This window comes from Bradyrhizobium sp. 23, assembly GCF_023073295.1.
GTDB lineage: Bacteria > Pseudomonadota > Alphaproteobacteria > Rhizobiales > Xanthobacteraceae > Bradyrhizobium > Bradyrhizobium canariense_D.
Window position 1 is genome coordinate 53,189 of the sequence record NZ_JADPJF010000034.1, and the last position, 9,541, is coordinate 62,729.

The following is a 9,541-nucleotide window of genomic DNA, read 5'->3' on the forward strand; positions in this document are numbered from 1 at the left end:
CCCCAACGAAAGTCACCGGCACCGCGCCGGTTGACGCAGATGCCGCATTCGCCAGAGCTTGACCGTAGCAACGACGGCCAGGACCACACGGTTTTGCCGTACGCACGGCCCGCCATTTCGCCGCAGTATTCCCAGCCCTGTCGACCGAGCCGGAAACTTACAGACGAGACGAAGCCTAGCAGCGCCGCTCGTCGGAACGAAGCCTTGGGCTCACGGAGAGCAATCCGCCCTGCCCACACCTCTCGCACCCGAACGCTGCCGCGTCCACCGCAAGCCCGGCTCGCGAACATGACGACCACAAGATCGCCCCTCAAGGATGAGCCGGGATGGCCAACACATACGCCGTTTCCGAATTTCGGTAAAGCGGAATATTTTCATCAGTGCGGCTTGACACCGGTGCGGGTCGGGCTGTCAAGGTGTTTCGCCCGACGGCGCAGCCCACCGGCGCGCCGAGATGCCGGTGACGAGCCAAAAGGCCTGGTGTCCGCTTGCGGCCGCCCGGGGGCCGCCTGCGACAATCCGAGTCCGCCGCGGACATAAAGACGCGACAATTGCGGGGCTTGTCGATTGCCCCTGCCCTGATTCCCCCTTCCCGGAGTTCCCATGTCTTCTGCCGACAGGCCAGCGACACGCCTTGCGACCAGACTTGCCTTCCTCGTCGCGGGTTTCGGCATGGCGTGTTGGGCACCACTGGTGCCGTTCGCGAAGGCGCGGCTCGCCGTCGACGACGGCATCCTCGGACTGCTCCTGCTCAGCCTCGGCATCGGCTCGGTCGTCGCGATGCTTCTGACCGGCGTGCTGAGTGCGCGCTATGGCAGCAAGCCGATCATCATGGCGGGCGGGATCGGTCTTGCCCTGGTCCTGCCTCTGCTGACAATCGCGAACTCGCCCGCGATGCTGGCGCTGGCACTCCTCGCATTCGGCGCCGCGCTCGGCTCCATCGATGTCGCCATGAACATCCACGCGGTTGAGGTGGAGCGCGCCGCGGGACGTCCGCTGATGTCCGGCTTCCACGCGCTGTTCAGTATCGGCGGCTTCGCCGGGGCCGCGCTCATGACCGCACTGCTCTCGCTGCAACTCGGCGCGCTCGCTTGCACGCTGATCTGCTCCGTCCTGATGCTGATCGCGATGCTTGGGGCCTGGCCGCGGCTGCTTCGCTCCGTGCAGGTGCAGGAAGGACCGCTGTTCGTGCTGCCGCATGGCGCCGTGCTCCTGCTCGCGCTGCTTTGCGCCATCACCTTCCTCGTCGAAGGCGCGATGCTCGATTGGGGCGCGTTGCTCGTCATCGGCGCGGGTCTCGTTTCCGAAGCGCAAGGCGGGATCGGCTACATCGTGTTCTCGGTCGCGATGACGATTGGGCGGCTCGGCGGCGACGCCGTCGTCGCGCGCATCGGAGACCGCACGACATTGTTCTGGGGCAGCCTGATTGCGATCGCGGGTTTCGTGGTCCTGCTCACCGCTCCCGTCGTGGCGGTCGCCATAGGCGGCTTCCTACTCATCGGCCTCGGCGCATCCAACCTCGTGCCGGTGCTGTTCCGCCGAGCGGCGAGGCAGAAGGTGATGCCAACGGGCCTCGCCGTCGCGGCGATCACGACCGCCGGCTACGCCGGCGTTCTCGTGGGCCCCGCCGGTGTCGGCTTCATCGCACGTCTTGGCGGATTGCCGGTGGCGTTCTGGCTCCTGACCGCGCTGATGGGCCTCGTCACGCTGACGGCGCGCATTGTCACGCGCGCCGATGCCTGAGCGGCTTCACAAATTGATCAGCCCGATCGATTTGATCAGGGGCGCGAGGCTTGCGGATGTGGCCTCGACGATGCGCTGGAATTTGTCCGGGCTTGAATCGTTGTCCGGCTCCATGCCCTGGGCGCGATAGCTCGCCAGAAGCGCCCTATCGGCCATGGCGAGCCGCGTCGCCTGCGCGATCCGGTCGATGATCGCATCGTCGGTGTCCTTGGGTGCGAACAGACCGAACCATCCCTCATACCGGATGCCGGGCATGCCGGATTCGACGGCGGTCGGGATCTCCGGCGCGCCGCTCAGCCGCGTTTCGGTGGTGACCGCAAGCAGCCTGACTCTTCCCGCTTGGGCCAGCTGCTGCAATTGAACGGACATGACGGCAATGACGAGCGATATCTGGCCGCTGACGAGGTCGTTGGTCGCCTGCGCGATGCCGCGATAGGGCACGTGGACGATGTCCAGCGCGCCGGCCTGCTGCTTGAAGGATTCGCCGACCAGATGGTTTCCGGTGGCGATCCCCGGCGTGCCATAGGACAGCTTTCCTGGATTGGCTTTCGCATAGGTGATCAACTCGCGCAGGTTTGCGGCAGGCACCGAAGGATTGACGGCGAAAACCAGCGCGCTGTTGATCAGCCGGTAGATGGCGCGGAAATCGCCAACGGAATATCCGGGATTTGCCGCCGTCATGGGAATGATGACCTGCGTGCTGCCGTTGCCGAGCAGCAGCGAATAGCCGTCGGGCTCCTCGCGCGCGACCGCCGCGGTCCCGATGGCGCCGCCCGCGCCGCCGATATATTCGACGAAGGTCGGCCCGAGCAGCGACGGCATCCTGTCCACCCAGGGGCGCGCGATCTGGTCACCCGATCCGCCGGCTCCGTAGGGAATCACCAGGCGAATGGGACGAGACGGATAGTCGGCGGCTTGTCCGCTGCGGGGAAGCGCGGCGAGCGCCGCTGCGCCCGACAACGCGTGCACCAATTGTCGCCGCGTGAAAGAGGCCATGCTGGAAATTCCGGAAGTCGGCAGTCAATGTGGTGGCGGGACCGGCTCCCGGACCATGCCATCGCAGCAATCCGGCATCACAGTCAATGCTCCATCCGGCCGTGCCCCGGCGTCATCGCATTGTCATGTCGGCCTAACTCTTTATTTCACAAGCATTATTTCGGCGAGCCATCCGTCCGCGCAGGGCTGTCAGCCCTGCCCACTGCTTTCGACCGGTTTACTGTACGCCTCGTTCTGTTAGATCAGAAAGTAATACCTTTTGACTCCCTTCGAGGGGGCGATGGCGCGTGCCAGATCGTAGCGAAGATTCGGCCATTTCCTTTGGGCCATTTCGACTGTTTCCGAAGTCCCGGCTCCTGGAGAAGGAGGGCTCGCCGCTTCATGTCGGCGGCCGCGCGCTCGACATTCTCATCTTCCTTGCCGGACGCCCCGGAGAAGTGGTCGACAAGAGAGAGCTGGTCAAGCGCATCTGGGCCGGCGTCAATGTCGACGAGGGTAGCCTGCGCTTCCATGTCGCAGCGCTACGCAAGGCGCTCGGCGACACCGGCAAGTCGGCGCGTTACGTCGTCAACGTGCCCGGCCGCGGCTATTGCTTTGTCGCCTCGTTCGCTCAAGCAGCTCCTCCGGCCGCCCCGCTCCCGGCCGAAAGCGCCCCTCCCCGCTCCTTGCCCGCTCAGCTCACCAGGATGGTCGGCCGGGAAGGTGTCATCGAGAAGATCTCGAACGGACTTTCGCTCTATCGCTTCATGACCGTCGTCGGCCCGGGCGGCATCGGCAAGACCTCGGTCGCCGTCACCGTCGGGCATCGCCGCTCCCAGGATTTCGGCGGGCGAGTCTTCTTTGTCGATTTCGGTCCGCTGAGGGATGCCAGTCACATCGCGACCACCATTGCTTCGGCGCTCGGACTGACCATCAGCGCGGAGGATCCGACGCCGGCCCTGCTGACGTTTCTGAAGACCGACCCGGCCCTGCTGATCTTCGACGGTTGCGAACATGTGCTGGATCATTTGGCGCCGCTGGTCGAGCGCATCGTTCGCGAAGCACCGCAGCTTCGTGTTCTCGCAACCAGCCGCGAGTCGTTCCGGAGCGAAGGCGAGCGAATTTTCCGGCTGTTCCCGCTGGACTGTCCGCCCGAGCGCGAAGGGCTTGCTGTCGACGAGGTCCTTGCCTACCCTGCGGCTCAGCTCTTTGTGGAGCGCATTGCGCAGAGCTCGGGCCCGTTCCAGCTCAGCGCGGAAGAGGCCCCCCTCGTCGCGAGCATCTGCCGGCGCCTCGACGGCATCGCGCTGGCAATCGAGCTCGCGGCGGGCCGCGTCAATGCTTACGGCATCGCCGGCACGGCATCCCTGCTCGACAGCCGCTTTTCGCTGCAATGGCGCGGCCGACGCACCGCCGTGCCGCGGCACCAGACACTCGCTGCGGCGCTCGACTGGAGCTACGACCTTCTGCCTGCCGCGGAGAGCGCAACGCTGCGACGCCTGTCGGTCTTCGCCGGGCCTTTCGCGCCGGAGGCGGCTGCGGCGGTCGCGTCGGGTGACGGCCTCAACGCCTCCGAGACCCTCGAAGCAATCGACAGCCTGGTGACCAAGTCTCTGATTTCGCCGTCCGGCTCGCGGACGCTGCGCTATCGGCTGCTCGACACCACGCGCACCTATGCATACGGAAAACTCAACGAGCTCGGCGAAGCCGGGCAGTTCGCGCGGCGTCATGCCGAGCATTTTCGCGATTTATTCCAGCGCGCGGAGGCCGATATTTCGACGCCGCTGCCCGAATGGCTGAGCATGTATGGCGCGGAGCTGGACAATGTGCGCGCGGCGTTGGACTGGGCCTTCGGGCCCGACGGCGAGCCGAAACTCGGGATCGCGCTGACGTCGGCCGCAGTCACGCTGTGGGTGCGTCTTTCGCTGTTCGCGGAATGCCGTGAGCGCAGCAGAACGGCGCTCGCGGCGCTCGGAGACACCGCCGACGACGACCGCATCCGCATGCAGCTGCTGTCGGCGCTCGGATGGTCGCTGATGTATGGCGAGGGCCGCGCGCGCGAGGCGCGGCCGATCCTCGAGACGACCCTCGAGCTGGCTGACAGGCTCGACGACAAGGATTTCCGGCTGCGCGCGCTCTGGGGCTTGTGCATCGACCAGTTCAATAACGGACAGTTCGGCAAGGCCCGTGCGCTCGCCGATCGCTTTGCGAACGCAGCCGCGAACTCGCCCGACAGGACCGATGTCATGCTGGGCGACCGGCTGATGGCCGTCGCGCTGCATTATCTCGGGGATCAGAACGAGGCTCGGCTGCGCATCGACCGGGTCAATGCATCGTTGCATGTGTTGGCGGAGAAGCCGAAAATCTTCCCGCTCGATCTGAGAATATCGACGCAATATTTTCGAGCTCGCATCCTGTGGCTTCAGGGTCTGGCCGATCAGGCTCAGGCCCTCACCGCCAGAAACATCGAGGAAGGCCGCGCCAACGGCCACGCGCTGACATTCTGCAGCGTGCTCGGACAAGCCGCCTGCCCGATCGCCTTCTGGTCCGGCGATTTCGACGCCGCCGAGCGTCACGGCATCGAGCTGCTCGAACACACCGAGCGCCACGCCATCCGGCTGTGGGGCCTGTGGGCACGGGCCTTCAACGCCGCAGTCATGGTCAGGCGCGGCGACGTCACGACCGGCCTGCCGCTGCTGCGCGAGGAGCTCAATCGCGCCGGCGATGCGCGCTTCCTGCCGCGCTTTCTGCCCTTGCTCGGCGAGCTCGCCGCGTGTTCCGGAGAGGCCGACCAGGTCGATCGCGGGCTCGACGTGATCGAGGATGTCCTGACCCGCTGCAACGACCGGCAGGAGCTCTGGTATCTGCCGGAGCTGATCCGCATCAAGGGAGAGTTGATGCTCAGGAACGCCCGGCATTCAGAGGATGCCGAGGCGCGCTTTCGCGAGGCCATGGACATTGCCGTCCAGCAAGGCGCGCTTTTCTGGGAGCTGCGAAGCGCGGTCAGCCTGGCGCGGTACATGATCGGGGCCGGCCAGAGCGCGGAGGCCTTGGCAATTCTGCAACGCGCATGCGGGCCGTTCACCGAGGGCGCCGGCATTGCCGAGATCCGCAGCGCCCACGATCTGATCGAGCAGCTCCGGGCTTGACGAGTCGGCTGACCGGCTCCGATTCATCCGGCCCGCGGAATGAATCCGGGCACGCCGGTCTCGACGACCGTGTTGAACCTGATGTTTGTCGTAATCTGGTCCCTCATCTCTCGCATGGCGTCTTCGGGCAAGGCCGAAATATCGAAGTTTTCCTGGATGCGCCGGGAATTGGTCGAAGTCGTCAGGAAAGCGGTGCCGCGCTGGACCGCCCACGCCAGCGCAATTTGAGCCGGCGTCCTGTGCAAGCGCTCCGCGATGGCAGTGATCACCGGATCGGCTAGCACGTTCGGCTTCATGGCGTGTCCCAGCGCTGCAAACGCCTGCAAGACAATCCCGTGCTCTCGACAGAAGTCGAGCAGGTCCCATTCGGGAAGATACGGATGCGATTCGACTTGCACCATGGCGGGCCTGATCCGCGCGATCGAAACGATCTCGCGCAGCTTGTCCAGGGTGATGTCCGACAGACCGATCGACTTGCAGTGCCCCTCGTCGACGAGGCGCTCCAGCGCCCCCCATGTCTCCGCCAGCGTAACCCCTGAATCATAGATGACCCGACCGTGCTCATCCCTCGGGTCCTGCTCGTCGCCGGGTTGAAAGGCAAAGGGCGTATGGATGATGTAGCAATCGATCTCGTCGAGTTGCAGCCGCCGGCGACTGCCGTCGAAGGCAGGCCTGACCCGTTCCGGCCGATGATTGGTGTTCCATAGCTTCGTCGTAACGAACAGGTCCTTGCGCTGAAGCGTCCCCGCCTTGAATGCCTCCCGCAGCGCATCGCCGACCGCCTCTTCGTTGCGATAGCGCTCCGCGCAATCAAGATGTCGAAATCCGGCCTCCAATGCAGCCTTGGTGGCCCGCCTGGTCACGAGCGGATCCGGAATGAGCGTGCCAAATCCCACCGCGGGAATCGTCCCGGATTGATGAGTTAGAATTCTCGTATAACGAAGCGAATCCGACGTTGTCATGCTGATGCTCCTTTGTTTGCCCTCAGCTCCCTCAAAAGTAAGGGACGAGGTATTCGAAATTGACGATGCGATGTCATTCCACGACTCCAGGCGTTAACCGGTAGGCCGCGGCTTACGGAGAAAAAACACGAGCGGAATCATGACGAGCATGGCGAACATCAGGATCTCGAACTGGTCGATGACCGCGACGGTCGCCGCCTGACGCGTGACCATGCCGTTGAGGGCCGCAAGACCCGGCTTGCCGACCGAGCCCCCGACGTAAGCGGCGACACGATAGGGCGTGAGGTTCTTTGCGAGTGCGACATGCACAGCCTGCGTGTTGGCGTAGAAGAAGAGCTGGACGACCGCGATGCCAATGGTGCTGCCATAGAGGCGCGACAGGTTGATCAGCGCGCTGCCTTCCGGGCGGAGCTTCGGATCGAGCGTGCCGAACGCGGCCCTGGCGAGCGCGGGCAGCAACATGCCGAGACCCGCTCCCTGGAGCAGGCCGGCCTCGACGACCGGCCGCCAATCCATCGCCGGTGAATAGCCAAGCATCAGCCAGTTGGCATAGACCACCAGCGTCATTCCACCCACGAGGAACGGCCGGTAGTCGATCTGCGCCGGGACCAGGCTCGTCAGCACCAGCGCCCCCACCAGCGCGACGCCGCGAGGAACGGTCATGTATCCGGTGGTGTCGACGGGGTAGTTGAGCAATTCCTCCAGCATCGGGGACGTCAAGGCCAGGGTCGGCAGCAGCACGAAGCCAAGCGCGAAGGAGATGACCGTCGAGAGCACGAGATTGCGGTCCCTGAACAGCGCCGTGCGGAGAAAGTGCTCCTTTGTCGTCATGACGTGCACGATGAAGAGATAGAAGCCGAGCACGGAGGCGCCCGCCTCGATCCAGATTTCCGTCGAGGCGAACCATTCGAGGCGCTCCCCGCGGTCGAGCAACATCTGCAACCCGATCATGCCGACGGAGAACGTCGTCAGACCGAAGAAGTCGAAGGACCGGCTCCGCTCCGCCCGCTTCTCGCGGAGCAGCTGAGCCATCGTCAGGAAAATGAAGCCCGTCATCGGCAGGCTGAAATAGAAGATCGAGGGCCAGCCGTAATATTCGCTGAGCCAGCCGCCAATGGCCGGGCCACTGCTGATGCCGAGTAGGGAGCAGACGGTCCACGCCAGGCTCATGCGCGCATGTCGCACCGGCGATGTCGCCTCGAGCAGGATCGCCAGCGAGAGCGGTGCCAGCGGTCCGCTCGCCGCGCCCTGGAGGATTCGCGCCAGCACGAACTGAATCGACGTCGTCGCCAGCGCGTCGAGCGCGAGACCCAACACGAAGATCGTGACGGCGGCCTGATAGACCACCTTCCGACCGTAGCGTCCCGCCAGCCATTGCGTGATCGACATGGTCACGGCGCTCGCCGCGATATACGAGGAAAACACCCAACCGACCTCGTCATTGGCCATCGAGAGCGTCGCCTGAATATGGGGTAGCGCCGCGTTCGGTATCGAGATGTTGACGGCCTGCATGTAGGTCGCCATGAGGGCGGCCGCGGCGATCGCGTGATGACCGCCGGGCGCCGTGGACGATGGGAGGGGCGTACTCATTTGCCCTCCATCGCAAGCGCCGGTTGGAGCAGATGCGCCCAGCTGCGGCGATGGCCTGTATCGACCCGCGCCGTCACGCTGATGCCTGAGAACAGCGGCCGGTTTGGATCGAGATCGTCGAGTTCCAAGCGCACCGGCAATCGCTGGACGACCTTGACCCAGTTTCCCGTCGCATTCTCGGGCGGCAGGAGCGAGAAGTCCGAGCCGGTCCCCGGACTCATGCTGACGATGTGTGCCTTGAACTTGCGATCGGGATAGGCATCGACGTCGATCGTCGCCTCCTGGCCAGGGCGCATATGAGTGAGACCGGTCTCGCGAAAATTCGCCTCGACCCAGAAGTGCCGGCTCGACAGCAACGAGAACGTCGGTGCCCCGGCATTGACGAAGCCACCAATCTGGAGATCGTCGACCTTGGTCACGATGCCGTCGTCCGGCGCCGTCACGGTGGCGTAGGAGAGATCCAGCCGCGCACGGTCGAATTGTGCCTTGGCTGCGCGGACTGCCGGATGGCGATCGACATCACCCTCAAGCTCGCCGTTGAGTGCGACGATCGTGGTGGCGATCTGCTGCTCGACCGACGCCACGCGCTGGCGAGCGACCTTGAGATCCGTCTCGGCCCGTTCATAGACCGCGCGTGGCGTGAAGTCGGAGGCAACCAGCATCCTCTTGCGGTCGAATTCGTGCTCGTCGAACGTAGCCGTCTCTTTGGCCGACTGCAGCTCCGCCTGCTGCTGACGGTGGGTCGCCTTGAGGGATTCGATCTGGAGCCGCGCACTGCCGAGGCGCGCCTCGGCCTGGTCGACGGCAATTTGATAAGGCTCCGGGTCGATGCGAAACAGCACCTGCCCCCGCCGGACGCGCTCGTTGTCACGCACGGCTATCTCGACCGCCTGGCCGGAAACGCGCGCGTTGATGGTCACCTTGGCGGCACGCACAAAGGCGTCGTCGGTCGAGACATATTGCTCCTGCGCCAGATAGATGAATGCGCCGACCACGGCCGCCGCCATCGGCAGCGCAAGCATCAGCGGCCGTCGCAGCGGCTTGCCGAGCCCTGCCCCAAACCATTGGGCGGCTGCGTCGCTCGGGCGGAAGCTGTTGCGAACGCCGAGCCCGCCGGCGATT

At 64.9% G+C, this 9,541-nt stretch carries 6 protein-coding genes; 2 read left to right on the forward strand and 4 right to left on the reverse strand.

The features are described from left to right. Positions 1 to 603 precede the first annotated feature (603 nt). Positions 604 to 1,743, forward strand: coding sequence for an MFS transporter (locus IVB32_RS05325; RefSeq protein ID WP_026234004.1), 1,140 nt, complete (start codon positions 604 to 606; stop codon positions 1,741 to 1,743). A 6-nt stretch (positions 1,744 to 1,749) separates the two neighbouring features. On the opposite strand, the gene IVB32_RS05330 is transcribed toward IVB32_RS05325, so the two are convergent. Beyond that, positions 1,750 to 2,739 carry a tripartite tricarboxylate transporter substrate binding protein gene (locus IVB32_RS05330; RefSeq protein ID WP_018460333.1) on the reverse strand — a complete coding sequence of 330 codons (990 nt, stop codon included), beginning with the start codon at positions 2,737 to 2,739 and terminating at the stop codon, positions 1,750 to 1,752. A 287-nt stretch (positions 2,740 to 3,026) separates the two neighbouring features. On the opposite strand from IVB32_RS05330, the gene IVB32_RS05335 reads away from it, so the two are divergent. Beyond that, positions 3,027 to 5,867 carry a winged helix-turn-helix domain-containing protein gene (locus IVB32_RS05335; RefSeq protein WP_247295119.1) on the forward strand — a complete coding sequence of 947 codons (2,841 nt, stop codon included), beginning with the start codon at positions 3,027 to 3,029 and terminating at the stop codon, positions 5,865 to 5,867. A 23-nt stretch (positions 5,868 to 5,890) separates the two neighbouring features. Here IVB32_RS05335 and IVB32_RS05340 read toward each other — a convergent pair whose 3' ends face one another. The 3 genes from IVB32_RS05340 to IVB32_RS05350 form a co-directional block, all read right to left on the reverse strand. Further along, complete coding sequence (locus IVB32_RS05340; RefSeq protein WP_026234005.1) at positions 5,891 to 6,829, reverse strand: aldo/keto reductase; 939 nt, start codon at positions 6,827 to 6,829, stop codon at positions 5,891 to 5,893. A 93-nt stretch (positions 6,830 to 6,922) separates the two neighbouring features. After that, positions 6,923 to 8,419, reverse strand: a complete 1,497-nt coding sequence (locus IVB32_RS05345) for an MDR family MFS transporter (RefSeq protein WP_085361028.1) — start codon at positions 8,417 to 8,419, stop codon at positions 6,923 to 6,925. Further along, positions 8,416 to 9,540 (reverse strand): HlyD family secretion protein, encoded by a 1,125-nt coding sequence (locus IVB32_RS05350; RefSeq protein WP_247409951.1) that lies wholly within the window; start codon positions 9,538 to 9,540, stop codon positions 8,416 to 8,418. The genes IVB32_RS05345 and IVB32_RS05350 overlap by 4 nt, the downstream gene beginning before the upstream one ends. Between the last annotated feature and the right edge of the window lies 1 nt (position 9,541).

What these genes read in the sequence shown, in the direction of transcription:
- IVB32_RS05325 (WP_026234004.1), top strand. Translation starts at nt 604, where the DNA reads ATGTCTTCTGCCGACAGGCCAGCGACACGCCTTGCGACCAGACTTGCC.
- IVB32_RS05330 (WP_018460333.1), bottom strand. Translation starts at nt 2,739, where the DNA reads ATGGCCTCTTTCACGCGGCGACAATTGGTGCACGCGTTGTCGGGCGCA.
- IVB32_RS05340 (WP_026234005.1), bottom strand. Translation starts at nt 6,829, where the DNA reads ATGACAACGTCGGATTCGCTTCGTTATACGAGAATTCTAACTCATCAA.
- IVB32_RS05345 (WP_085361028.1), bottom strand. Translation starts at nt 8,419, where the DNA reads ATGAGTACGCCCCTCCCATCGTCCACGGCGCCCGGCGGTCATCACGCG.